Source organism: Sphingopyxis sp. Q841 (genome assembly GCF_052384365.1).
Taxonomy (GTDB): domain Bacteria; phylum Pseudomonadota; class Alphaproteobacteria; order Sphingomonadales; family Sphingomonadaceae; genus Sphingopyxis; species Sphingopyxis terrae_A.
Map to the genome: position 1 here is coordinate 1,969,496 of NZ_JBQSUM010000001.1, position 22,339 is coordinate 1,991,834.

23 protein-coding genes are annotated in these 22,339 nt (G+C 66.2%); 9 read left to right on the top strand and 14 right to left on the bottom strand.

The annotated features are described in order from the left end of the window. Positions 1-57 precede the first annotated feature (57 nt). From mutM to ACT17R_RS09805, 7 genes are all read left to right on the top strand, one after another. Positions 58-870, top strand: a complete 813-nt coding sequence (gene mutM / locus ACT17R_RS09775) for a bifunctional DNA-formamidopyrimidine glycosylase/DNA-(apurinic or apyrimidinic site) lyase (protein ID WP_062901156.1) — start codon at positions 58-60, stop codon at positions 868-870. Between the two features lie 197 nt (positions 871-1,067). Beyond that, positions 1,068-1,331, top strand: coding sequence for a 30S ribosomal protein S20 (gene rpsT, locus ACT17R_RS09780; protein WP_003048739.1), 264 nt, complete (start codon positions 1,068-1,070; stop codon positions 1,329-1,331). 503 nt (positions 1,332-1,834) lie between these two features. After that, a complete protein-coding gene (dnaA, locus tag ACT17R_RS09785) occupies positions 1,835-3,205 on the top strand; it encodes a chromosomal replication initiator protein DnaA (protein WP_222102996.1) in 1,371 nt (456 codons plus the stop codon). Between the two features lie 194 nt (positions 3,206-3,399). Then, positions 3,400-4,923 carry an acyl-CoA synthetase gene (locus ACT17R_RS09790; RefSeq protein WP_186401258.1) on the top strand — a complete coding sequence of 508 codons (1,524 nt, stop codon included), beginning with the start codon at positions 3,400-3,402 and terminating at the stop codon, positions 4,921-4,923. Next, positions 4,920-5,570, top strand: coding sequence for a TetR/AcrR family transcriptional regulator (locus ACT17R_RS09795; RefSeq protein WP_062901154.1), 651 nt, complete (start codon positions 4,920-4,922; stop codon positions 5,568-5,570). The genes ACT17R_RS09790 and ACT17R_RS09795 overlap by 4 nt, the downstream gene beginning before the upstream one ends. A gap of 29 nt (positions 5,571-5,599) precedes the next feature. Further along, entirely contained in the window at positions 5,600-6,211 is a 612-nt protein-coding gene (locus ACT17R_RS09800) for a 2-hydroxychromene-2-carboxylate isomerase (RefSeq protein ID WP_217373039.1), read from the top strand. Positions 6,212-6,222: 11 nt separating this feature from the next. Next, the gene (locus ACT17R_RS09805; RefSeq protein ID WP_186401256.1) at positions 6,223-7,026 is read left to right on the top strand and encodes a crotonase/enoyl-CoA hydratase family protein; all 804 of its coding nucleotides are present in this window, start codon (positions 6,223-6,225) and stop codon (positions 7,024-7,026) included. Positions 7,027-7,052: 26 nt separating this feature from the next. Here the strand turns inward: ACT17R_RS09805 and ACT17R_RS09810 are convergent, their stop codons facing one another. From ACT17R_RS09810 to ACT17R_RS09845, 8 genes are all read right to left on the bottom strand, one after another. Continuing rightward, entirely contained in the window at positions 7,053-7,742 is a 690-nt protein-coding gene (locus ACT17R_RS09810) for an ATP12 family chaperone protein (protein ID WP_062901151.1), read from the bottom strand. Next, positions 7,739-7,975 (bottom strand): hypothetical protein, encoded by a 237-nt coding sequence (locus ACT17R_RS09815; protein WP_234179242.1) that lies wholly within the window; start codon positions 7,973-7,975, stop codon positions 7,739-7,741. The genes ACT17R_RS09810 and ACT17R_RS09815 overlap by 4 nt, the downstream gene beginning before the upstream one ends. Then, the gene (locus ACT17R_RS09820) at positions 7,972-8,595 is read right to left on the bottom strand and encodes an FMN-binding negative transcriptional regulator (RefSeq protein WP_234179241.1); all 624 of its coding nucleotides are present in this window, start codon (positions 8,593-8,595) and stop codon (positions 7,972-7,974) included. The genes ACT17R_RS09815 and ACT17R_RS09820 overlap by 4 nt, the downstream gene beginning before the upstream one ends. After that, positions 8,595-9,833: an RluA family pseudouridine synthase gene (locus ACT17R_RS09825; RefSeq protein ID WP_234179240.1), complete on the bottom strand. Its 1,239-nt coding sequence runs from the start codon at positions 9,831-9,833 to the stop codon at positions 8,595-8,597. The genes ACT17R_RS09820 and ACT17R_RS09825 overlap by 1 nt, the downstream gene beginning before the upstream one ends. Continuing rightward, a complete protein-coding gene (gene crcB, locus ACT17R_RS09830) occupies positions 9,830-10,207 on the bottom strand; it encodes a fluoride efflux transporter CrcB (RefSeq protein ID WP_062901148.1) in 378 nt (125 codons plus the stop codon). Before crcB ends, ACT17R_RS09825 begins: the two co-directional genes overlap by 4 nt. A 276-nt stretch (positions 10,208-10,483) precedes the next feature. Next, entirely contained in the window at positions 10,484-11,887 is a 1,404-nt protein-coding gene (locus ACT17R_RS09835; protein ID WP_234179239.1) for an SPOR domain-containing protein, read from the bottom strand. Positions 11,888-11,914: 27 nt separating this feature from the next. Then, positions 11,915-12,631 carry a hypothetical protein gene (locus ACT17R_RS09840; protein WP_062901146.1) on the bottom strand — a complete coding sequence of 239 codons (717 nt, stop codon included), beginning with the start codon at positions 12,629-12,631 and terminating at the stop codon, positions 11,915-11,917. 17 nt (positions 12,632-12,648) lie between these two features. Continuing rightward, on the bottom strand, positions 12,649-13,371 hold the full coding sequence (locus tag ACT17R_RS09845; protein WP_003048766.1) for a ParA family protein: 723 nt from the start codon (positions 13,369-13,371) through the stop codon (positions 12,649-12,651). Between the two features lie 258 nt (positions 13,372-13,629). On the opposite strand from ACT17R_RS09845, the gene ACT17R_RS09850 reads away from it, so the two are divergent. After that, positions 13,630-14,814: an SPOR domain-containing protein gene (locus tag ACT17R_RS09850; protein ID WP_444809347.1), complete on the top strand. Its 1,185-nt coding sequence runs from the start codon at positions 13,630-13,632 to the stop codon at positions 14,812-14,814. A 42-nt stretch (positions 14,815-14,856) separates the two neighbouring features. On the opposite strand, the gene ACT17R_RS09855 is transcribed toward ACT17R_RS09850, so the two are convergent. Then, positions 14,857-16,248 (bottom strand): DUF1254 domain-containing protein, encoded by a 1,392-nt coding sequence (locus tag ACT17R_RS09855; RefSeq protein ID WP_444809348.1) that lies wholly within the window; start codon positions 16,246-16,248, stop codon positions 14,857-14,859. Between the two features lie 132 nt (positions 16,249-16,380). Here ACT17R_RS09855 and ACT17R_RS09860 point away from each other — a divergent pair, with 132 nt between their 5' ends. Next, on the top strand, positions 16,381-17,121 hold the full coding sequence (locus ACT17R_RS09860; protein ID WP_263588161.1) for a Crp/Fnr family transcriptional regulator: 741 nt from the start codon (positions 16,381-16,383) through the stop codon (positions 17,119-17,121). Positions 17,122-17,196: 75 nt separating this feature from the next. Here ACT17R_RS09860 and ACT17R_RS09865 read toward each other — a convergent pair whose 3' ends face one another. The 5 genes from ACT17R_RS09865 to ACT17R_RS09885 are packed head-to-tail and all read right to left on the bottom strand — an operon-like array spanning position 17,197 to position 22,132. Continuing rightward, positions 17,197-17,454: an ATP synthase F1 subunit epsilon gene (locus ACT17R_RS09865; protein ID WP_003043394.1), complete on the bottom strand. Its 258-nt coding sequence runs from the start codon at positions 17,452-17,454 to the stop codon at positions 17,197-17,199. 47 nt (positions 17,455-17,501) lie between these two features. After that, positions 17,502-19,040: a F0F1 ATP synthase subunit beta gene (gene atpD, locus ACT17R_RS09870; protein ID WP_082819839.1), complete on the bottom strand. Its 1,539-nt coding sequence runs from the start codon at positions 19,038-19,040 to the stop codon at positions 17,502-17,504. A gap of 24 nt (positions 19,041-19,064) precedes the next feature. Continuing rightward, positions 19,065-19,940: a F0F1 ATP synthase subunit gamma gene (locus ACT17R_RS09875; RefSeq protein ID WP_062901142.1), complete on the bottom strand. Its 876-nt coding sequence runs from the start codon at positions 19,938-19,940 to the stop codon at positions 19,065-19,067. Positions 19,941-19,997: 57 nt separating this feature from the next. Then, positions 19,998-21,527 (bottom strand): F0F1 ATP synthase subunit alpha, encoded by a 1,530-nt coding sequence (atpA, locus tag ACT17R_RS09880; RefSeq protein WP_003043389.1) that lies wholly within the window; start codon positions 21,525-21,527, stop codon positions 19,998-20,000. 38 nt (positions 21,528-21,565) lie between these two features. After that, the gene (locus ACT17R_RS09885; protein ID WP_058811089.1) at positions 21,566-22,132 is read right to left on the bottom strand and encodes a F0F1 ATP synthase subunit delta; all 567 of its coding nucleotides are present in this window, start codon (positions 22,130-22,132) and stop codon (positions 21,566-21,568) included. Positions 22,133-22,339 lie beyond the last annotated feature (207 nt).

Here is a 22,339-nt window from a genome sequence, read left to right on the forward strand (position 1 = left end):
CAGCGCCTTTAGCCGGGCCTTGCCGCGCGCGCAAATGCCAGATACCGCTGGCGCGAAATGCCCGAGCTTCCCGAAGTCGAAACCACCGTGCGCGGCCTCGCGCCCTTTCTCGAGGGGCAGCGGCTCGTCACGGTCAGCACCTTCCGCCCCGATCTGCGGCGTCCCTTTCCCGCTGACCTTGCGCAGCGGCTGACCGGGGCGACGGTCACCCATCTCGCGCGGCGCGCCAAATATGGCATCGTCTCGACCGACCGCGACGACCATATGATCTTCCATCTCGGCATGTCGGGGCGGTGGCGCACCGAGGGCGGCGAGGCGGGCAAGCACGATCATCTGCTGCTCGAAACCGGCGCCGGACACCGCCTGTTTCTCCATGATCCGCGGCGGTTCGGGTCGGTCGATCTTGTGAATGGCGATCCGCTCGCGATCTTTCCCGCGTTCGTAACGCTGGGACCGGAGCCGCTGTCGGACAATTTCGACGCCGCCTATCTCGTGCGCGCGCTCGCCGGCCGCCGCGCGCCGATCAAGGCGATGCTGCTTGACCAGACGATCGTCGCGGGACTCGGCAACATCTATGTTTGCGAGGCGCTCAACATGGCGCGAATCGCGCCGACCCGCCCTGCGGCCGACGTCTCGCGGGCAAAGCTCGGCACGCTGGTACCGGCGATCAAGGCAGTGCTGGCGGCGGCGATTGCTGCGGGCGGTTCGACCTTGCGCGATTTCCTCAGTCCCGAAGGCGACCTCGGCTATTTTGCCAAGGATTGGCGCGTCTATGGCCGCGAGGGCGAGCGCTGCGAATGCGGCGGCACGATCGTGCGGATCGTCCAGTCGGGGCGGTCCACCTTCTATTGCCCCAAATGCCAGCGGTGAGCGTGATCGGATGCCGCTTTTCCAGCGAAAAGCGTTGACCTTCGGAGGCATGCTGGCTATGGGCCCACCCTTCGAGCAGGGTCCGGTCAACCGGAACCGGCCGCATCCGGACATTGATTCGCCGTCCACGCGCGATTCGGCTGCTCCGCTGCTGCTGTGCTCCGACCGTTGAACCGATTGGATATTTTGAGGAACTTATGGCCAATACGCCGCAGGCAAAAAAGCGCATCCGTCGCAACAGCGCGCGCACGCTGATCAACAAGAATCGCGTGTCGCGCATCCGCACGCTCGTGAAGAAGGTCGAAAACGCGGTTGCCGCCGGCGACAAGGCCGCCGCGACTGCAGCGCTCGCAGCGGCGCAGCCCGAAATGGCGCGCGGCGTTGCCAAGGGCGTCCTCCACAAGAACACGGTTGCGCGCAAATATTCGCGCCTGACCAAGAGCGTGAACGCGATCGCCTGATCCGCGCACGCCGCACCGTCCCGAAAGGGCACAAAAAAGGACCCGTCGGCCAAGCGCCCGCGGGTCCTTTTTTGTTACAGCGCGATGGCAAAGCTGTTGCAGCGCGGTAAGTGACGGATTTATCGCGATTCGTTTACCATGACGTTTTTACGCTGCACTAAATATCTGAAAAATATAAGAAATTTTGCCCTGCAACGCGTTTCCGCGTCCCCTTGCGAGTCAAGAATTTTATTTCAGATTTTTTACGCTCCGCACCCTTGATCGACTCGTCTCCCCCTGCCTAGAAAAAGGCGTCGTTGGCCTTCGCCGGCGGCCGCCACATCGACATGATTCGGAAAGCTTCGGGCTGCGCGCCCGGGACAGGATGCTTGCGCCCCGGCGTGGGCGCCCGGATCGGCATGTGGTGGGCTGCGGGGCGATCGGGCCGCCGTGGGGGCATATTGGGGGCATGGATTGTGGTGCAAAGCGGGGACAGGCGTGACGACAAGGCAGGCATGGAAACGATGAACGCCGATGCCGCGACGCTTTGGCCGCGCGTGGCCGAAGGGCTGCGCCGCGATCTGGGTGCGCGCACCTTCGATCATTGGCTGAAGCCCGTCCGTTTCGCCGAATATTGCACCCTGTCGGGCGTCGTGACGCTGGAAACCGCGAGCCGCTTTTCGGCCAACTGGATCAACGAACGATTCGGCGAGCGCCTCGAACTGGCGTGGCGCCAGCTGCTGCCCGCGGTGCGCAGCGTGTCGGTGCGCGGCGGAGTTGCCGCTGCCGAGCGGGCGAGCGTGCTCGCCTCGGCGCCGCTGCCGAGCTTCGAGGCGTCAGCGCCTGCTGCTGTGCCCGCCGCCAATCCCGCGCTGCTCGGCTTCGATCCGCGGCTCTGTTTCGATCGCTTCGTCGTCGCGCGCTCGAACATCCTCGCTGCCAATGCGGCGCGCCGCATGGCGATGGTGGAAACGCCGCAGTTCAACCCGCTCTATCTCTGCTCGGGCACCGGGCAGGGCAAGACGCATCTCCTGCAGGCAATCGCGCAGGACTATGCTGCCGCGCACCCGACCGCGACCATCATCCTGATGTCGGCGGAAAAATTCATGCTCGAATTCGTCGGCGCGATGCGCGGCGGCGACATGATGGCGTTCAAGGCGCGGCTCCGCGCCGCCGACCTCTTGCTCCTCGACGATCTGCAGTTCGTGATCGGCAAGAACTCGACGCAGGAAGAGCTGCTCCATACGATCGACGACCTGATGACCGCGGGCAAGCGGCTCGTCGTCACCGCCGACCGGCCGCCCGCGATGCTCGACGGGGTCGAGGCGCGGCTGCTGTCGCGCCTGTCGGGCGGGCTTGTCGCCGATATCGAGGCGCCCGAGGACGATCTGCGCGAACGCATCATCCGCCAGCGCCTTGCCGCCATGCCGATGGTCGAAGTGCCCGACGACGTCGTCGCCTATCTCGTCCGCCATTTCACGCGCAACATCCGCGAACTCGAAGGCGCGCTCAACAAGCTGCTCGCCTATGCAGCGCTGACCGGCGCCAAGGTCGATCTGGCGCTCGCCGAAGATCGGCTTGCCGAAAATGTCCGCAGCGCGCGCCCGCGGATCACGATCGAGGAAATCCAGCGTGCGGTCTGTGCCCATTACCGGCTCGACAAGGCCGAAATGGCGTCGAAACGCCGCGTCCGCGCGGTTGCGCGCCCGCGCCAGGTCGCGATGTATCTCGCCAAGGAACTGACGCCGCGCTCCTATCCCGAGATCGGCCGCCGCTTTGGCGGGCGCGACCATTCGACGGTGATCCACGCGGTCCGCACGGTCGAGGCGCTGCGCGTGACCGACAGCGAACTCGACGGCGAAATCGCCGCGATCCGGCGCAGCCTCAACAACTGATCCACAGACTTATACCGGGCTTATCCCCGGACTTTTGCCGGGATCGGCGGGCGCTTCGGCCGTAGCGAAACTGCGCCCATTTTGACATCGGCATATCCTAGGGTCTTCACCCTACGGCGGCTTGACCGAAAGTTTCAGCTTGCTACTGATCGCGGGACATAAAGAAACCAAAAGTCTCTTGGAGAAGATGCCCGATGCACCCGTCTGTTCATGCTGCCAGCTCGCCCGACAAACCCGCAGTAATCGTCGCCGAAACCGGTGAGACGATCAGCTATGCCGAACTCGACGCAGCGTCGAACCGCGCCGCGCAGCTGTTTCGCAGCCACGGGCTGAAGCATGACGATGTCGTTGCTTTCATGCTGGAAAACACGCCGCATTATTATGGGCTGACTTGGGGGGCACAGCGCGCGGGGCTGCGCTATGTCTGCATTTCGTCGCGGCTGACGCAGGACGAGACCGACTATATCCTTGAAAATTCGGGCGCGAAGATGCTCGTCGTCTCGGCCAGCCTCGCATCCGCGGCACTCCAGCTCGAAACTCGGATCGAACGCTATTCGATGGGTGGCGCGATTGACGGATGGCCCCGAATCGAGGACGCGCTGGCCGCGATGCCCGCGACGCGTATCGCCGACGAACGCGCCGGGGTCGACATGCTCTATTCGTCGGGGACGACCGGCCGGCCCAAGGGGGTCAAGGTGCCGCTCCCCGAAGAGGAGGAGATCGACGCGCCGAACAGTCTGGTGATGCTCGCTTCGGCGGCGTTCGGCATCAACGCCGACAGCATCTATCTTTCGCCCGCGCCGCTCTATCACGCGGCGCCACTCCGCTGGTCGATGACGATCCACCGGCTTGGCGGCACCGTCGTGCTGATGAAGAAATTCGACCCCGAAGCCGCGCTGGCGGCGATCCAGCATTATCGCTGCAATGCGGCGCAGTTCGTGCCCACCCATTTCGTCCGCATGCTCAAATTGCCCGCGGAGGTGCGCGCGCAATATGATGTGTCGTCGATGAAGAGCGCGATCCACGCTGCGGCGCCGTGCCCGGTTCCGGTCAAGCAGGCGATGATCGACTGGTGGGGGCCGGTGCTGCTCGAATATTATGCGGGGTCGGAGGGCAATGGCATGACCTTTGCGACCAGCCAGGACTGGCTGGCGCACAAGGGCACCGTCGGCCGCGCGATCCTGGGGACCGTCCACATCGTCGGCGAGGATAATGAAACCGAAGTGCCGGTCGGCGAGGAGGGCGCGGTCTTTTTCGAAAGCGACAATGTCTTCGAATATCACGACGACCCCGAAAAGACCGCGTCGAGCCGCAATTCGAAGGGCTGGTCGACACTCGGCGACGTCGGCAAGCTCGATGCCGACGGCTTCCTTTATCTCACCGACCGCAAGAGCTTCATGATCATTTCGGGTGGGGTAAACATCTATCCGCAGGAGATCGAAAACCATCTCGTCACCCATCCCAGGGTTGCCGATGTCGCGGTCGTCGGCGGCCCGCACGAGGAAATGGGCGAGGAGGTGATCGCGGTGATTCAGCCCGCCGACATGGCCGACGCGACCGATGAATTCCGCGACGAGCTCGGCGCCTATGCGCGCCAGAAACTGTCGGGCGTGAAGGTGCCGCGCCGGATCGATTTCATGGAGGCGCTGCCGCGCCACGATACGGGCAAACTCTACAAGCGGCTGCTGCGCGACCAATATTGGGAAAAGAAGGCGTGAGCGCACCCCGCGTCAAGACGCGCGACCGCATTCTCGCTGCCGCGCTGCGCCTGTTCAACGAACAGCGCTTCGGCAGCGTATCCACCGCGGCTATCGCCGCCGATGTCGGCATCGCCGAGGGCAATCTCTGGTATCATTTCCGCAGCAAGCGCGCACTCCTCGACGCGATCAGCGCCGATTTCGCCGAGGCGATCGAAGAGCGGCTACAACTGCAGCCGTCCGACGACGGCGATCTGATCGAAGAATATGTCGCACTGCTCGCCTGCATGCAGCGCGAACTCCATACCTTCCGGTTTCTCTATCGCGACCGCGCCGATTATGGCGAATCGAGCCCGATCATTCTCGACCACATCGACGGCTGGTACGAACGCGTGCACGGCCAGCTGATGCTCTATCTCGGCGCGATGATCGATCGCGGCTACCTCGACTGGTCGCGCGCGCGGCTCGGCGATCTTTGCACCAATGCGCTGGTGATCCTGCGCTTCGGCCTCGAATATCAGCGCGAGATGGACCCGGCGGCGGTCGGCGACCTCGATAGCGCGCGCTGGACGGTCGAACGGCATCTGACCTTGTTCGAGGACCGGCTCGATCCCGCTGCGGCGCGCCGCTTCCACCGCGCGATCGAACAGGCCGACCTGCAGGCCTGACGCGCCCCTCCATTTCCGAAGGACCGATCATGCCGCGCCAGCTGGAATTCTTTTTCGACCTATCGTCGCCCTGGACTTATCTGGCGTTCACCAACGTCCAGCCGCTGATCGCGCGCACCGGCGCCAGCGCGACCTTTCGGCCGATCCTGGTCGGCGGGGTGTTCAACGCTGTGAACCAATCGGTCTACGCGGCGCGCGAACAGAGCGGCAATCGCAAGCTGCAACATAGCTGGAAGGTGCTGGGGGACTGGGCGCGGCTTGCGGGGGTGGAGATGAATTTCCCCTCCCGCTGGCATCCGGCAAAGAGCGTCGCGGCGATGCGCTTCGCCACCGCGCTCGAGCCCGATCAGCCGGCGCTGATCGCCTTCGCCCGGGCGGCGTTCGAATCCTATTTCGGCGCGCAGGACAATCTCGACGACCCCGCGGTGCTCGAAGCGGCAGCAACGCGTGCGGGCCTCGACGGCGCGGCGATCCGCGACGCGGCGGCGAGCGATGCGGTCAAGGCGCGGCTGCGCGCCAATACCGACGAGGTGATCGCGCGCGGCGGCTATGGTTCGCCGTCGATGTTCGTCGACGGCGATGATATGTATTTCGGCAACGACCAACTGCCGCTCGTCGAAGCGGCGCTTTTGAAAGCCTGAGAGGACTCTCCATGCAGGACCGTATTTCGATCACCATGCTCGACGACGGCATCGCCGACGTCCGCCTGATCCGCACCGACAAGATGAACGCGCTCGACGGCGCGATGTGGGAGGCGCTTGCAGCGGCGGTCGACCAGCTCAAGGCGACCGCGGGGCTGCGCGTCGTCGTCCTGTCGGGCGAGGGGCGCGCCTTTTGCGCCGGGCTCGATCTCTCCAGCCTCGGCGGCGAGCGCGATCCGGGCGCGAGCAGCGCCGGCGGCGGGCTCGCCGAACGGACGCGCGGCCTTGCCAACAACGCGCAATATGCCGCCTGGGGCTGGCGCGAACTGCCGGTGCCGGTGATCGCGGCGGTGCACGGCGTCGCCTTTGGCGCGGGCAGCCAGATCATGGCCGCAGCCGATATCCGCATCGTTCATCCCGATACGCGGATCGCGATCATGGAAATGCGCTGGGGCCTTGTCCCCGATGTCGCCGGCATGGCGCTGTGGCGCACCCAGGTCGCCGACGACGTGCTGCGCGAGATGATCTACACCAACCGCGAATTCAACGGCGTCGAGGCAAAGGCGCTGGGCTTTGCGACGCATGTCGCCGAAGAACCGCTCGCCAAGGCGATGGAACTTGCGGGGGTGATCGCGGGCAAGAATCCACATGCGATCCGCGGCGCCAAGCGGCTGTGCAACATGCTCGCCGACGCGAGCGATGCCGAAATCCTGCAGGCCGAAAGCGACGAACAGATAAAGGTCATCCGCACCCCCAATCAGATGGAGGCGGTGATGGCGCATATGCAGAAGCGCAAGCCCGACTTCGCCGATTGAGCGGAGGCGTCAGAGCATCGGATTCGTCAGAGTAAGCGCAAGAACCGCGCCGCATTGCCCCAGTCGGCGGCGCGGCGGTCGCGCGCCTTTTGCGCTTCGCTGTCGGCGCCCCAGCGGCGTTCCTGATACAGTTCGTCGAGGCTGACCGCCTCCCACAGCATGTCGGCGGCGAAGGCGTCCTCGACGAGCGCGAGCCCGGCGACGAGCGACCCGCCGATGGTGACGAGAGGCGACAGCGGCGCGAGGCGAAAGGGATCGAGCGCGTGCACCGCCTCGCGCAGCGCCGCGACCGTCGCGGCGGGCTGGTCGATCGGCAGCACGCCTTGTGCCAGCGCGAATTCGATGCCGTGCCGCGCCTCCGCCCAGGCGAGCAGCGGATTCCACGCCGAAGCCTGTTCGCCTTGCAGCGCGGCATCGCGGTCGTCGCGGTAGCACAGTAGATCCGTCTGGGCATAGGCGGCGATAGTCTCGGCAAAGGCCGCGCGGTCGCCCGTCGCCAGATCGATCGCGGCGTTGGCGATACCGGTCATCGGCATCGCCGCCGGGTCGATGTCGCTGCCCTGCGCATTCCATTCGGCGGCGATCGCTTCGGCGAGCCTCTCGCTCGGCACCACCAGCGGCGCGCGCGCGGGGGTGCGCACGGGGCGCCCGTCGAGCGCGATGCCTCGGCCGCCGTCCTGGGGGACGGTCGCGGCATTCTTCCAGAAGCGTTTCATGGCGCGGGCGGTGTCCGCCAGCGGCGCGCCAGGATGCGCGGCATGATTGCGAAATCGAACACGCCGGTCAGGACAACGATCACACCGATCCAGCGATCGGTGGGCTGACCGGCGATTGCCCAGCCGCCCCGTATGAGCACGAAGCCCGCCATGATGAAAAGCGCGCCGACGAATCGCATCGCCGACAGCGCGAAAAAGCGCTTCTTGGCCAGCCGGTCCTGTTCGTTGCTCATGCCCCCGCCTTATCGCCTGCGAGCTGGCGCATCAAATGCGCCAGGGCGCCGTGGCCCGTCCGCTCGATTCCCGCTGCCACGCGCTCGCGCTCGGCGGCATCCTTGTTCTGCGACAGTTTCACCGTCGGCCGCCATGCGCTGATCCGCATCTCGAAGCCGGTGATTGCGCTGGTCAACCGCGCGAAATGGCTGGCGTCCAATTTGGCGCGCGTCCACGGCGGATTTTCGCCAACGCGTGCCTCGTGCAGCGTCGACAGCGTGTCGAGCTGCGCGACCAGTTCGGCATCGCCGAGCTTGCGCGGCACGCCTTCCATCTCGACCGCGACATAATTCCATGTCGGCACCGCGGTTGCGGCGTCGGTGTACCAGTTGGCGCTGACATAGGCATCGGGGCCCTGCACTACCGCGAGCGCCGGCGCGCCGGCAAGATGCTTCGTCAGCCCGTTACCGCGCGCGAGGTGGAATTGCAGCGTCGTCGCGTCGGCGCTGAGCACGACGGGCGCGTGGGCGACGCGCGGACCGTCGGGCGTCGCCGCGAAAATGGCGGCAAAGCCGATCTCGCGCACCAGCAGCGCGGCGAGATCGTCCTGCCGGGGCCGGAACGCCGGATTGGGGTGCATCAGCGCGGCTTCCGCGGCGCCGGACCACGGGCGCCCGTCTTGGCGGCGCCGGGCTTCGCCGGGCCGCGCTTTGCGGACGGTTTGCCGCCCGGCTTCGGTGCGCCGGATTTCGCCGTCCCCGGTCTCGACTTCGCTGCTTTCGCCGTCCCCGGTTTCGATTGGACCTTCGCCTCGGCACGGCCGCGCCGTTCGCCGCGTCGTGCCTTGCGCACCTGCTTCGCATGCGCCTTGGCCTTCGCCTTCTGCACCGTCTTGGTCGATACGCGCGGCGCCTCTTCGGTCAGCAGGTCGCCGAGCAGCGGGTCGAAGCCCAGCGCCTCCAGACTTTCGGCGAAATGCGGCGGCAGCGGCGCGCTGATGTCGATCGCGCCGCCGTCGGGATGGTCGATGCGCAGCCGGCGGCTGTGCAGGTGCAGTTTGCGGCTGATGGTTCCGGTCAGGAACGCGCCCTTGCCGCCATATTTGCCGTCGCCGACGATCGGATGGCCGATCGCCGCCATATGGACGCGCAATTGATGCGTGCGGCCGGTCAGCGGCTGCAGTTCGACCCACGCCGCACTGTTCCCCGCGCGTTCGATGACGCGATAGCGCGATTTCGACGGCAGGCCTTTCTCGTCGACGTGCATCTTCTCGCCGCCCGATCCGGGTTGCTTGGCGAGCGGCAGGTCGATCTCGCCCTGCGCGATGTCGGGGACGCCGACAACGATCGCCCAATAGGTCTTGCGAGCGCTGCGGTTCGAAAAGGCCTTGGCGAACCAGGCGGCGGCGCGCGGAGTGCGCGCGACGAGCAGCGCGCCCGACGTATCCTTGTCGAGCCGGTGGACCAGCTTGGGACGCACGGCGGCATCGCCCTGCAGGGCGCCGAGCAGGCCGTCGACATGGCTGTCGGTCTTGGTTCCGCCTTGCGTCGCGAGGCCCGGCGGCTTGTCGAGCACCAGCGCGCTCTTGTCGCGGTGCATGACCATCGCTTCGGCGAGCGCGATATCGGCGGGCGACAGCGCCTTTTCCTTGCGCGGCCGGGGGCCGGTTGGCGCCGTGGGCGGTACCGGCATCGCGATTGTCTGCCCAGCCTCGATCCGGTCCGAGACATCGGCCTTGCGCCCGTCGATGGTCAGTTCACCCGACCGGGCCCAGCGCGCGATCAGCGCGTGGGGCGTGCCCGGCCGGTGCCTTTTGAACCAGCGGTCGAGGCGGATGCCGTCATCCTCCTCGGCGACAATGGCGCTGTCGCCGCTCATGCGGGAAGCTGCCGCATCATGGCCATTCCGACGCCGCACGCCGCAATACCGATGATGACCGACGCGCCGACATAGGCCGCCGCCTGCGCCATCTGGCCCCGTTCGAACAGCGTCCAAAACTCCATGCTGAACGACGAGAAGGTGGTGAAGCCGCCCAGCACCCCGACGCCCAGGAACAGTCGGGCCTGATCGCTGCCGCCGCTACGCGCGAGCCAGCCGATCAGCAGCCCCATCATCAGGCTGCCGGCGATATTGACCGACAAGGTCCACCAGGGAAAGCCGGGGCCAAGCCGCGCGAGCAGGATCTGGCCGACCAGGTGCCGCGCACCCGCGCCGATCGCACCGCCGACCATGACAGGGAAAAGTCCGTTCATCCGCTCGCCCTAGCCGTAAAAGCGCGTGGCGCAAAGCGGGCGATCGCCCGTTGTTGATCGCATCGCTGCCTGTCGGCGACAGGGATCGTCGCCAAGGGGGCACGGCGATGAGAACAAAACAAGTTCCGATCGGACCTTCTTACCGCCTGTCGGCGCTCGGCGAATAGGCGCTGGCGCGCCAGGGAGAGCGCCTGCAGACGCGAAAGGGGCGCGGCCCCCCGGCTACGCCCCTTTCCCCCCTCAACCCCTTCCTCTGGTGGAAGGGGATAACTTTGTTCAGCGCGCGGCCATGCGCACCGGCTTGCCCGCCGATGCCCACTGGATCGCCTCGCTGCCGCCCATTTCGCGGACGAAGCAGCTCTGGCCCTGGGCCTTGAGGCTGCGGCACAGCTTCACGGCGTCGGCGCGCGAGCCGAGACCGTTGACGGTCAAGCGGAAGAAGGTGCGGCCATCGACGACCGCTGAATGGCTCGAAGCCGGATAAGCGGCCAGCACGCCGTTGCGCTTTTTCAACACGCCCCACTTTTCCTTGGCGATGCCCAGGCTGTCATAGGCGCCGAGCTGGACGGCCCAGCCCTGCGGCCTGGCGGCATCGAAGGCGGCGACGCGCGGCATGACCTTCGCGGCCAGTTCCTTCGCTTCGGGCGACGGCTTGCGAACAAAATCGCCCGCGACGCGCGGCGCGGCGCGATAGGGCTTGGCGTCGGCCATGATGACGGGCGCGGCCTTGGGCTGCGGCAGATCGGTGACCGGCACGACGCCATTGGCGTCGCGCTGCGGCATCGGCAGTTCGACCGTGCGGATCGCGCTGTCGGCACTGGCGAGCAGCGGCGGCGGCGGCGCAAACTGACCGACCGGCGCGGGATCGGCGCTCGCCAGAACCGGGGCGTCGGCGGCCGGCGCGGTATCGGCGGCGGCCATCTGCGTACCGGCGAAGTTGCTGAGCGCAAGGCGCACCGGCATACCGGCATCCTGTTGCGGCGTCGTGCCGATCAGGCTCGCGACGCGAAGCTGCGAATTGGGTTGTTCGGCCAGTTTCGACCATTCGGCCATGCGCGTTTCCACCTTCGCGAGCGACAGATCCTGCGACGCGACGATGCGCGCCTGCGCCCAGCGGCCCGACAGGGCAAGCGCCAGCGCCAAATTCTGCCGCGTGCGCGCGGTCGCACCTTCGGCGCGCGCGGCTTCGGTCAGGATATAGATTGCCGATTCGGTGTCTCCGGCCAGCGCGAGCGCGAGGCCGAGGTCGGGGGCCGGAACGGTATCGAAATTTTCCTTGAGCAGCGACACCGCCTGCGATGTCTTGCCCTGCGCGATATGCGCCAGCGTCATTGCGAGCACCGTGTTGCTGTCCTTGACGCCCAGCTCCATCGCTTCCGACAGGGCGTCGGTCGCCGAGGCGAAGCGTCCGTCGTTCAGATAGGCCTGACCGAGCAGCGCGCGGTAATGGCCGTCGCGTGGGCTCGCCGCGACCGCGGCTTCGGCAAGACCGACCGCCTTGCTGACCTTGCCATCCTCAAGGGCGGCGCGCGCCTTCTCGGCCGACGCGGCGGCAACCTCGGGCTTGCCCGCGGCGTCGTTCGGCCCCGCGGCGACCTTGCCCGGTGCGGCGCACCCGGTCGTGGTAACGCCCAGGACAAAGCCCGAAACGGCCAGCTTCATCAGCATGTTGCGGTTCATGTCAGGTCCCCCTTTTTCTGGTCCGGATCAGGCCGACTTGCGCAGCGGGCGCGCGGCGGGCAGGCGGCTCGCCATCGCGTCGATTTCGGGCAAGGCCGACAGATAATCGTCGAGCAGTTCGGTCAGGATCGTCTGCGCCGACCGGTTGGTCACCGCACTCGCAAGGCGCAGGCGCAAATGGCGTTCGGCATCGAGGCGGAGCGTGAACGCCGCTTTTTCGCGAGCGCGCTGCGTTCGCGGCGCCTTGTCCTTCTTCGCCTTGGGCTCGGGCCGCGCCTCGACCTTGCGGGCGACGGCCGCGACGCGCTCGATCAGCGATTCCTGCTGGCGAACGATTTCGGGAACTTCGACTGCTTCGGGAGCAAAGTCGGCCGCCGGCGCGCCAGTCAGATCGACCGGCGTCGGATCGAGCGGCGCCATGTCGGCGGGCGTCAGGTCGGCCGTTTCTTCGGCGATCAGCTCGTGGCCGGTGCTGGCGTCGACCGCATGTTCGGCAGCGGCATTGTGATCGAGCACCGATCCGGCGAGCAGCGGCTTCAGATCGACCATACGTGCCGGTTCCGTCGACTGCTGCGGATCGACATCATAGCCCATGTCGTTCCAGCCCAGATCGTCATAGCCCTGCTGGCCGAAGGTCGCGGCGGGGCCGCTGCCGAGTGGCTGGCGGCGCATGGCAGGCCGTGCAGCGCCCTTGCGGGCCAGCAGTCCGGCGCTCAGCGATGCGAGGGGTTTGGGTTCGCCCATTTTTTCTACTCCCCCGTTCACTGGCCGGCCATGCGGCGGCCGAAACCGCCGCCCATCGGGCGGACGGTGCCGTAGCCGGGCTGTGCCGGCATCGGGGCGGAGAAGACGGTGCGGCGGAAATTCTTTTCCAGCCGGTCGTTTATATAGGTCCAAAGCTGGCGGATCTCGTCGGCCGAACGGCTGTTCGGATCGACCTCCATCACCGTGCGGCCATCGATCATCGAAGCCGCATAATCGGTGCGATGGTGCAGCGTTACCGGCGCGACGGTGCCGTGCTGCGACAGCGCAACCGCCGCTTCGCTTGTGATCTTGGCTTTCGGGGTTGCCGCGTTGACGACGAACACCAGCGGCTTGCCCGCTCGTTCGCACAGGTCGACGGTGGCGCCGACGGCGCGCAGGTCGTGCGGGCTCGGACGCGTCGGGACGACGATCAGCTCGGCGACCGAAATCACGCTCTGGATCGCCATGGTGATCGCGGGCGGTGTGTCGATGACCGCGAGCTTGAAGCCCTGCTGGCGCAATATCTCGAGGTCGGACGCCAGCCGCGCGACGGTCGTCTGCGCAAAGGCCGGCAGATCGGTCTCGCGTTCATTCCACCAGTCGGCAAGCGAACCCTGCGGATCGATGTCGATCAGGACGACCGGACCGGCGCCTGCAAGCTGGGCCTGCACCGCCAGATGCCCCGACAGGGTCGTCTTGCCCGACCCGCCCTTTTGTGAAGCCAATGCCAGAACGCGCACTGCTGTCCCCCTGAAAAAATCAACGAATTGGCGGGGGAATGCCATGCAGGGAGCTAAAATTGGGTTAACGATGATAAAAAGAAGGTGAACGAATTGCGCAGAAATCTGGTTAACAAGGCGTCAGTAACGACATGTGCCGAAGCGGGGCAACTTCGCTGCGCCCGGCCTCTATGCTAAGGGGCTGTTAGCCATTTGGGGTTAGGACCGGCTGCCGCGACGGCCGCCCGCCCGGTGCGGCGCAAGTCATTGGAGAATAAGATGCGTTCATTTCGCACCGCGCTGCGCCTCGCGCTCCCGATCGCTTCGGCCCTCGCTTTCGCGCTGCCCGCTCACGCGGACGTCAAGGATGGCGTCGACGCGTGGCAGGCCGGCGATTTTGCGAAGGCGGTGGCCGAATGGCGGCCGCTGGCGCTCGCCGGCGATGCCGATGCGCAGTTCAATCTGGGCCAGGCGTACAAGCTCGGGCGCGGTGTGGCGGTCGATCTGGTGCAGGCCGAAAGCTGGTATCGCCGCGCCGCAAAACAGGGCCATCTCCAGGCTGAGGATAATCTTGGCCTCGTCATCTTCACCGCCGGGCGGCAGAAGGAGGCGATGCCCTATATCATCCGCTCGGCCGAACGCGGCGAGCCGCGCGCGCAATATGTACTCGGCACCGCGCTGTTCAACGGCGACCTCATCGCCAAGGACTGGCCGCGCAGCTATGCGCTGACGAAACGCGCCAGCGATGCCGGGCTGACTGTCGCCTCGGCGCGGCTGGTCCAGCTCGACCAGCTCGTGCCGCTCGACCAGCGTCAGCGCGGGCTCGCCATGCTGCCGCAGATGGAAAAGGACGAAGCGCGTGCGCGTCTCGCGGCGGTCAGTGCGGGCGCCCCGGCGCCCGACGCAGCGCCCGCGCCGACGATCCGCACGGCCAGCCTGCCGGCCTCCCAACCGGGCGCGAGCTATACGCCGCCGCCGCTGATCGAACCGCAGCCCTCCGCCGCGAAGCCCGCCAAGGCGCGCGACGCCGCCACCGCCGCGAGCGAAGCGAGAGCCGATGCCGTCGCCGCGACGGCCGCCGCCAAGCCAGGGACCAGCTATGCTGCGCCGCCGCTGGCGGGCCCGCTGCCGGCAACCCCGGCCGCGGCTTCGGCGCCCAAGCGTATCCGCGTCGAGCCGGCGGCGACGCCTGATGCCGCGGCCAAGCCCGCGCCGGTGCGCGTCGCAACCTCCGGCCCCTGGCGCGCACAGCTCGGCGCCTTTGCGGTTGATGGCAATGCGAAGAAATTGTGGGCGACGCTGGCGCGCAAATATCCCGCCGTCGCGGCCCAGACCCCCGCCTATGTCAAGGCGGGGTCGGTCACGCGGCTTCACGCCACTGGCTTTGCCACCCGCGCCGATGCCCAGGGCTTTTGCGCTACGCTCCAGAAGAGCGGACAGGCCTGCCTCGTCGTCGACAAATAGCCGTCGGCGCGGCAGGCCCGCTTCGCCTTACCTCAATCCGCTTCAGGGCAGCCGCTTGATTGCGGGCGGCGTCCAGCGGCCTTCGCGCGCCGCGCGCTCGGGCAGGTAGAGGCGCAGGTTCATCGAAAAGGACCCGGCGGGGGCGGGCAGCCAGTTGGCCTGTTTGTCGGCGCCGGGGTCGTCCTTCTGGATATAGAGGTCGAGCGATCCGTCGGCATTGAACGCCAGCTTGTCGCGATCGCCGATCGCATAGCGGCCGATCGGATTGTCGACGAAGAACTGATCTTCGCCATACATGGTCAGCGACCAGAAGGCGTCGGCGGGCGGAAGCTGGTCCTTGTCGAAATGCAGCACATAGCGTGCGGCACCGGTCAGCGGCTTGCCCTCGCTGTCGAGCGGCGCCATCGGGTAGATGGCTTCCTCGGGCGGCAGCGCACCCAGCCCGGCATAGGCAACGAAGGCGCGTTGCAGATAGTCATTGCCATAAACGCCCAGCGCATTGCCCAGCGCGACCCAATTGTTGCGCGTCAGCGCCAGCCGTTTACGGCGATCGAGCATCCGCTGATAGGCGTCGGCCGCGGCGCGCGTCAGGCCGCGCTGGACCGCCGGATCGGCCTTTGCGAGGTCGAAATCCTGTCCCGGAACCAGACCCACGCGCTCCATGCGCAGCAGGATCGCGTAATCGGTGGCGTGCGGCGGATTGCGCTTCATCACCTCAGCGAAGCGCGCGAAAAAGGCGGCGGGCGTCATCTGTGCGACCTGGATCACCGGCGGGGTCTTCATGTCGACGCTGCTGTCGACCTTCGGCATTGTGACGGCGCGCGGTTTGCCCCATTGCGACAGCGGCGCAGCATCATAGCCTGCCTGCAGGCTGTGGACATGGTCGTAATCGGCGGGGCCGTTGGTCTGGATGCGCCCGATGATCCACCCCATGTCGGTCGGGCTGCGCACCATCCGCATCCCCTGGGGCAGCCTGCCCTGCCAATGCGGACCGACCAGCGCGACGGTACCACCGTCGTTGCCCGTGGTGCGCGTGCCCAGCGTCGCGAACACCTCGGTCCACATGTCCATGATCGGCACCACATGATAGCGGCCGGCGGTCTTCGGCAGCGTCAGGACGAGCGGGTCCTTGCCGACGTCATACCATAGCGAGGAATAAAGCGTGTCGGCGTTGGGGCGCACGACATCCTTGAAGGTCGCGTCGGGATAGGTTCGCATATGCGAGAAATCGTTCATCGGCGCGCGCAGCCGTCCGGGCGCACCGGCATTGGTCGATACGAGCCGGGTCGTGTCCATCAGCACCATCGGATAGCCATAGGTATAGGCGTCGAGGCCGATCTCATAGGCCTCCTCCTCGCTCGCGGGGGCCGCCTGCACGGCCGGGCCCGACAGCGTGCCCGCGAGCATCGCCAGCAGCGCCAACAGATATTTCATAGGACCTCACTCCTCTTTCCACCTTTGCATTGGCGCCGTAGCGGGGCAGGCGGGCGCAGTCTGTCATCGGGCCGACAATCTCGTTGGGAAAATTGCCGCCGCATCCTACTATGGGCGCCGGGAGGACGGGTGATGGCGTCGCGGTCGCGGGAAAGCGTGGGGGAAGACACAGCGCCGACGCACGGCGACCGGCTGGCCGTGCTGCGCCGCTGTCCGCTCTTCGCTGCCTGGCCGGAGGCGCGGCTTGCCGACCTCGCCCGCATCGCGCGCACCGCCGACTATCCGCGCGGCGCCGAAATCTTCGCGCGCGATCCCGAACAACGCGACATTTTCGTGATCGCGGCAGGCGGGGTCGAGGTCAGCCGGGGCAGCGCCGCCGGACGCAAGTTCGTGCTCAGCCTGTCGGGACCGTTCGAAGTGCTCGCGCTCGTTCGTCTGCTCGACAATCCGCCGATCCGTTTCGCCTACCGCGCGCATAAGGATACGACGCTGGTGCATCTGCCGGTGGCCGGGCTGCGCGCGATCCTCGATACCGATCCGATCCTGTGGCGTGACATCGCGCTGCTCATGTGCGCGCGGCAGGGTGACAGCCTGCGGCTGCTCAACGACCAGCAGCTCGGATCGCTCGACCAGCGCATGGCGTGGACGCTCGCTGACCTCGCGCGCATCCACGGCATCGCGGGCGAACAGGGGACCGACTTGGGTTTGCGATTGCCGCAGGAGCAATTGGGCGCGATGCTCGGCGTCACGCGCCAGAGCGTGAACAAGCTGTTGCGCGGGTTCGAGGAGGCGGGGCTGATCGCCATCGATTACAACCGCATTACCATCCGCGACCCTGCGGCGCTCGATCGCCTCGCGGCGCAGCGCGATTAGGCGACCCGCCCCGGCACCGCCGACAAAAAAAGGGGCCGCAAGGCCCCTTTTCGATCCGGCAAGCGACGCGCGGCGTCAGCCGGCGATATGTTCGGCGAGGACGGTGAGGCCGGCTTCGTTCACTTCGGCAAAGCCGCCTTCGACCTCGATCGTTTCGGGCTGGGCGCCGTTCGTCGCATAGATGGTCAGCGGGCCGTTGCGCAGCGTCGCCATGAAGGGCGCATGGCCTTCGAGCACCGAGAAATCGCCTTCGCTGCCCGGCACGGTGACCATATAGACGTCGCTCGACCGCTCGAGGCGGGCGGGGGTAACGAGTTCGAACTTCAGAGCCATATCTCTATTCCTACAACCCCTCCCCCGAAAGGGAGGGGCCATTATCTTCAGGCCGCGTCTTCGGCGAGCTTCGCGGCCTTGGCGACCGCTTCGTCGATGCCGCCGACCATATAGAAGGCTGCTTCGGGCAGATGGTCATATTCGCCGTCGACGACGGCCTTGAACGACTTCACCGTTTCCTCGATCGGCACGAACTTGCCGGGGATGCCGGTGAAGACTTCGGCGACGTGGAACGGCTGCGACAGGAAGCGCTGGATCTTGCGCGCGCGGGCGACGACCAGCTTATCTTCTTCCGAAAGCTCGTCCATGCCCAGGATCGCGATGATGTCCTGCAGCGACTTGTACTTCTGCAGCGTTTCCTGAACGCGGCGGGCGGTTTCGTAATGCTCCTGGCCGACCGTCGCGGCGGTCAGCACGCGGCTGGTCGAATCGAGCGGGTCGACCGCGGGATAGATGCCGAGTTCCGAAATCGCGCGGCTCAGCGTCGTGGTCGCGTCCAAGTGAGCGAAGGAGGTGGCGGGAGCCGGGTCGGTCAAGTCGTCCGCGGGGACGTAAATGGCCTGCACCGACGTGATCGAGCCCTTGGTGGTCGAGGTGATGCGTTCCTGAAGCGCGCCCATGTCGGTCGACAGGGTCGGCTGGTAACCCACGGCGGAAGGAATACGGCCGAGCAGCGCCGACACTTCCGAACCCGCCTGAGTGAAGCGGAAGATGTTGTCGACGAAGAACAGAACGTCCTGGCCTTCCTGGTCGCGGAAATATTCGGCCATGGTCAGGCCCGAGAGCGCGACGCGAGCACGCGCACCCGGGGGTTCGTTCATCTGGCCGAACACCAGCGCCACCTTCGACCCCTCGGGGGTCGGGTTGCCGTCGGCGTCCTTGGCGATAACGCCGGCGTCGAGGAATTCGTGATAGAGGTCGTTGCCTTCGCGGGTGCGTTCACCGACGCCCGCGAACACCGACACGCCGCCGTGGCCCTTGGCGATGTTGTTGATCAGTTCCTGAATGAGAACGGTTTTGCCGACGCCGGCGCCGCCGAACAGGCCGATCTTGCCGCCCTTAGCGTAGGGCGCGATCAGGTCGATGACCTTGATGCCGGTGACCAGGATCGCCGCTTCGGTTGACTGGTCGACGAATTCGGGAGCCTTGGCATGGATCGGTGCGGTCATGTCGCTGTTCACCGGGCCGCGCTCGTCGATCGGGTCACCGATGACGTTGAGGATGCGGCCGAGCGTCTGCGGGCCGACGGGAACCGAAATCTGCGCACCGGTGTCGGTGACGGGCTGGCCGCGGGTCAGGCCGTCGGTCGCATCCATCGCGATCGTGCGGACGGTGTTCTCGCCAAGGTGCTGCGCAACTTCGAGGACGAGGCGGTTGCCATTGTTGTCGGTTTCGAGCGCGTTCAGAATGGCGGGCAGCGGGCCGGTGAACTGGACGTCGACGACGGCGCCGATGACCTGTGCAACGCGGCCGGTCGCGGTGCCGGTCGCAGCAGCCTTCGGCGCTGCGGCCTTCTTCGGCGCAGCAGCCTTGGGCGCGGCGGCCTTCTTGGCGGGAGCCTTCTTTTCAGCGGGAGCGGTAGCCATGGTCTTCTTCCTTGGGTTGATCGGTTAGAGCGCTTCGGCGCCCGCGATAATCTCGATAAGTTCGGTGGTGATCGCCGCCTGACGCGTGCGGTTGTAAACGATGGTCAGCTTGTTGATCAGCTCGCCCGCATTGCGCGTCGCATTGTCCATCGCAGTCATCGACGCGCCCTGTTCGGACGCGGCGTTTTCAAGGAGGCCCTTGAAGATCTGGATGGTGACGTTGCGCGGCAAGAGGTCAGCAAGGATTTCTTCCTCGCCCGGTTCATATTCGACCGCAGCGCCGCTCGACGCCGGAACGTCAGCGGGCGGCGGAACCGGGATCATCTGCTGGCCGGTTGCGATCTGAAGCAGTGCCGAGCGGAACTTCGAATAGAAGAGGTGCGCGACGTCGAAGGCGCCGGCTTCGTAAAGCTCCATCACCTTCGCTGAAATCTCGTTCGCCTGATCGAAGCCGATATCGCGGATGCCGGTCGTTTCGTAATTCTCGATGATCTGGCCGGGAAAGAGGCGGGCGATCACCGGCCGGCCCTTGCGGCCGACGAGGAAGAAGCGAACCGTCTTGCCTTCGGCCTGCAGCGCCAGAGCCTTGTCGCGTGCCGCCTTGACGATGTTCGAGTTGAACGCGCCGGCAAGGCCGCGGTCGCTGTTGAGCACGACCAGCAGGTGGGTGTCGCTCTTGCCGGTACCCGACAGCAGCTTGGGCGCCGAATCCGACGCGCCGACCTTGGAGGCGAGGCTGGCGACGACGCCTTCGAGCCGCTCGGCATAGGGCCGCGCAGCTTCGGCCGCGGCCTGCGCCTTGCGCAGCTTGGCGGCGGCAACCATCTTCTTGGCCTTGGTGATCTTCTGGGTCGATTTGACCGAGACGATCCGCCCTTTGAGTTCCTTAAGCGATGCCATTACGGCCCCTCTTGTTCGTCAGCCCGGCGCAGGAGGCCGGGCTCACGGTAACTTGGCTTACGCGAAAATCTTGGCGAAGGCGTCGAGCGCCGCGACCAGGCTCTTCTTGGTGTCGTCGCCAAGATCCTTGGTGTCGCGGATCGCCTTCAGCACATCGGCATGGTCGCTGCGCAGATAGGCGAGCATCGCCGCTTCGTAGCGCGACACGTCGGTCGTCGCGACAGCGTCGAGATAACCGTTGGTGCCGGCAAAGATCGATGCGGTCTGCTCTTCGAACGGCATCGGCTGGAACTGCGGCTGCTTCAAGAGCTGCGTCAGGCGCGCGCCGCGGTTGAGCAGCTTTTGCGTCGAGGCGTCGAGGTCCGAACCGAACTGCGCGAAGGCTTCCATTTCGCGATACTGTGCAAGCTCGAGCTTGATCGAGCCCGACACCTTCTTCATCGCCTTGGTCTGCGCGGCCGAGCCGACGCGGCTCACCGACAGGCCGACGTTGATCGCCGGACGGATACCCGCGTTGAACAGGTTGGTTTCAAGGAAGATCTGGCCGTCGGTGATCGAAATCACGTTGGTCGGGATGTACGCCGAAACGTCACCCGCCTGCGTTTCGATGATCGGCAGCGCGGTGAGCGAGCCCGAACCATTGTCGCTGTTCATCTTCGCAGCGCGCTCGAGCAGGCGGCTGTGCAGATAGAAAACGTCGCCCGGATAGGCTTCGCGGCCCGGCGGGCGGCGGAGCAGCAGCGACATCTGGCGGTAGGCGACGGCCTGCTTCGACAGATCGTCATAGACGATCACGGCGTGCATGCCGTTGTCGCGGAAGAACTCGCCCATCGTCACGCCGGCATAGGGGGCGAGATACTGGAGCGGCGCGGGTTCCGACGCAGTCGCGGCGACGACGATCGAATATTCCATCGCGCCATTTTCTTCGAGCTGGCGAACGATCTGCGCGACGGTCGAACGCTTCTGACCGACGGCGACGTAGATGCAGTAGAGCTTCTTCGATTCGTCGTCGCCCTTGTTGACGTCCTTCTGGTTGATGAAGGTGTCGATCGCGACGGCGGTCTTGCCGGTCTGACGGTCACCGATGATCAGTTCGCGCTGGCCGCGGCCGACGGGAACGAGCGCGTCGAGCGCCTTGAGGCCGGTCTGGACCGGTTCGTGAACCGAGGTGCGCGGGATGATGCCCGGCGCCTTGACTTCGACGCGCATGCGCTTGTCGGCCTTGATCGGGCCCTTGCCATCGATCGGGTTGCCGAGGCCATCGACGACGCGGCCGAGCAGACCCTTGCCGACGGGGACGTCGACGATCGTGCCGGTGCGCTTGACGGTGTCGCCTTCCTTGATCTCGCTGTCCGAGCCGAAGATCACGATGCCGACGTTGTCGGCTTCGAGGTTGAGCGCCATGCCCTTCACGCCATTGGCGAATTCGACCATTTCGCCGGCCTGGACATTGTCGAGGCCATAGACGCGGGCGATGCCGTCACCGACGGAGAGCACCGAACCGATTTCGCTGACCGTGGCGTCGGTCCCGAAATTGGCGATCTGGTCCTTGATGACCTTGCTGATTTCAGCGGCGCGGATTTCCATTATTCAGCCTTTCATCGGGCAATTTGGCGTCGGGCTTTTCAGCCCTTCATCGCCTGGGCGAAACTGTTGAGACGGGTACGGATGCTGCCGTCGATCAGCTGGCTGCCCAGCTGGACGACGAGGCCGCCGAGAATGGCGGGGTCGACGGTGGTCGCGATCTTCACGTCGCGGCCGACACGGGTCTTGAGGTTGGCGGCGAGCGCCTTCAATTGCTCGGCGCTCAGCGGGTGGGCGCTGGTGACCTTGGCGGTCACTTCACCGCGGTGCGCCGCGACGATCGCATGATAGGCGTCGATCATCGCGGGCAGATCGGCAAGGCGGCGATTTTCGGCGAGCACGCCCAGGAATTTGGCGGTCAGCGAATCGAGCTTCAACGCCTTGGCCACCGCCTCGATTGCCTTTTCGGCATCGCCGCGGGTAACGACGGGGCTCGAAATCAGGGTCGCCAGATCGGCCGAATCGGTCAGCGCGGTCTGCAGCGTTGCAAGGCTCGCCTGAACGCCGTCGATTGCCTTCGATTCGCTCGCCAGATCGAACAGCGCGCTGGCATAGCGGCCCGCGAGGCCCGCCGTGATGTTGCCCTGAATGCCGCCGGAATTCTCCACGCGCGAAAGTCCTTCTCTACGATCCCGTGGGGGATTTGGTCGCGCTGTTTTCGGGGAAATTCGACGAACCACCCCCGCGCGAAGTCGCGGCGCGCCTAGCAACGATTCTGTTGCAATGCAAGGTGGCGGTGGGAGGAATCCGCTTCACCTTCCGCCCCCCTTTGCGTCGCGCTTGTCGAAGCGGCCGACTTTCTCCAAACAGGCGCG

Coding starts and splice junctions, on each gene's coding strand:
- crcB (WP_062901148.1), bottom strand. CDS start 10,207: ATGAACGGACTTTTCCCTGTCATGGTCGGCGGTGCGATCGGCGCGGGT.
- ACT17R_RS09790 (WP_186401258.1), top strand. CDS start 3,400: ATGCACCCGTCTGTTCATGCTGCCAGCTCGCCCGACAAACCCGCAGTA.
- ACT17R_RS09855 (WP_444809348.1), bottom strand. CDS start 16,248: ATGAAATATCTGTTGGCGCTGCTGGCGATGCTCGCGGGCACGCTGTCG.
- dnaA (WP_222102996.1), top strand. CDS start 1,835: ATGAACGCCGATGCCGCGACGCTTTGGCCGCGCGTGGCCGAAGGGCTG.
- ACT17R_RS09820 (WP_234179241.1), bottom strand. CDS start 8,595: ATGCACCCCAATCCGGCGTTCCGGCCCCGGCAGGACGATCTCGCCGCG.
- ACT17R_RS09860 (WP_263588161.1), top strand. CDS start 16,381: ATGGCGTCGCGGTCGCGGGAAAGCGTGGGGGAAGACACAGCGCCGACG.
- ACT17R_RS09840 (WP_062901146.1), bottom strand. CDS start 12,631: ATGGGCGAACCCAAACCCCTCGCATCGCTGAGCGCCGGACTGCTGGCC.
- atpD (WP_082819839.1), bottom strand. CDS start 19,040: ATGGCTACCGCTCCCGCTGAAAAGAAGGCTCCCGCCAAGAAGGCCGCC.
- ACT17R_RS09850 (WP_444809347.1), top strand. CDS start 13,630: ATGCGTTCATTTCGCACCGCGCTGCGCCTCGCGCTCCCGATCGCTTCG.
- ACT17R_RS09800 (WP_217373039.1), top strand. CDS start 5,600: ATGCCGCGCCAGCTGGAATTCTTTTTCGACCTATCGTCGCCCTGGACT.
- ACT17R_RS09835 (WP_234179239.1), bottom strand. CDS start 11,887: ATGAACCGCAACATGCTGATGAAGCTGGCCGTTTCGGGCTTTGTCCTG.
- mutM (WP_062901156.1), top strand. CDS start 58: ATGCCCGAGCTTCCCGAAGTCGAAACCACCGTGCGCGGCCTCGCGCCC.
- rpsT (WP_003048739.1), top strand. CDS start 1,068: ATGGCCAATACGCCGCAGGCAAAAAAGCGCATCCGTCGCAACAGCGCG.
- ACT17R_RS09875 (WP_062901142.1), bottom strand. CDS start 19,940: ATGGCATCGCTTAAGGAACTCAAAGGGCGGATCGTCTCGGTCAAATCG.
- ACT17R_RS09815 (WP_234179242.1), bottom strand. CDS start 7,975: ATGAGCAACGAACAGGACCGGCTGGCCAAGAAGCGCTTTTTCGCGCTG.
- atpA (WP_003043389.1), bottom strand. CDS start 21,527: ATGGAAATCCGCGCCGCTGAAATCAGCAAGGTCATCAAGGACCAGATC.
- ACT17R_RS09825 (WP_234179240.1), bottom strand. CDS start 9,833: ATGAGCGGCGACAGCGCCATTGTCGCCGAGGAGGATGACGGCATCCGC.
- ACT17R_RS09810 (WP_062901151.1), bottom strand. CDS start 7,742: ATGAAACGCTTCTGGAAGAATGCCGCGACCGTCCCCCAGGACGGCGGC.
- ACT17R_RS09805 (WP_186401256.1), top strand. CDS start 6,223: ATGCAGGACCGTATTTCGATCACCATGCTCGACGACGGCATCGCCGAC.
- ACT17R_RS09865 (WP_003043394.1), bottom strand. CDS start 17,454: ATGGCTCTGAAGTTCGAACTCGTTACCCCCGCCCGCCTCGAGCGGTCG.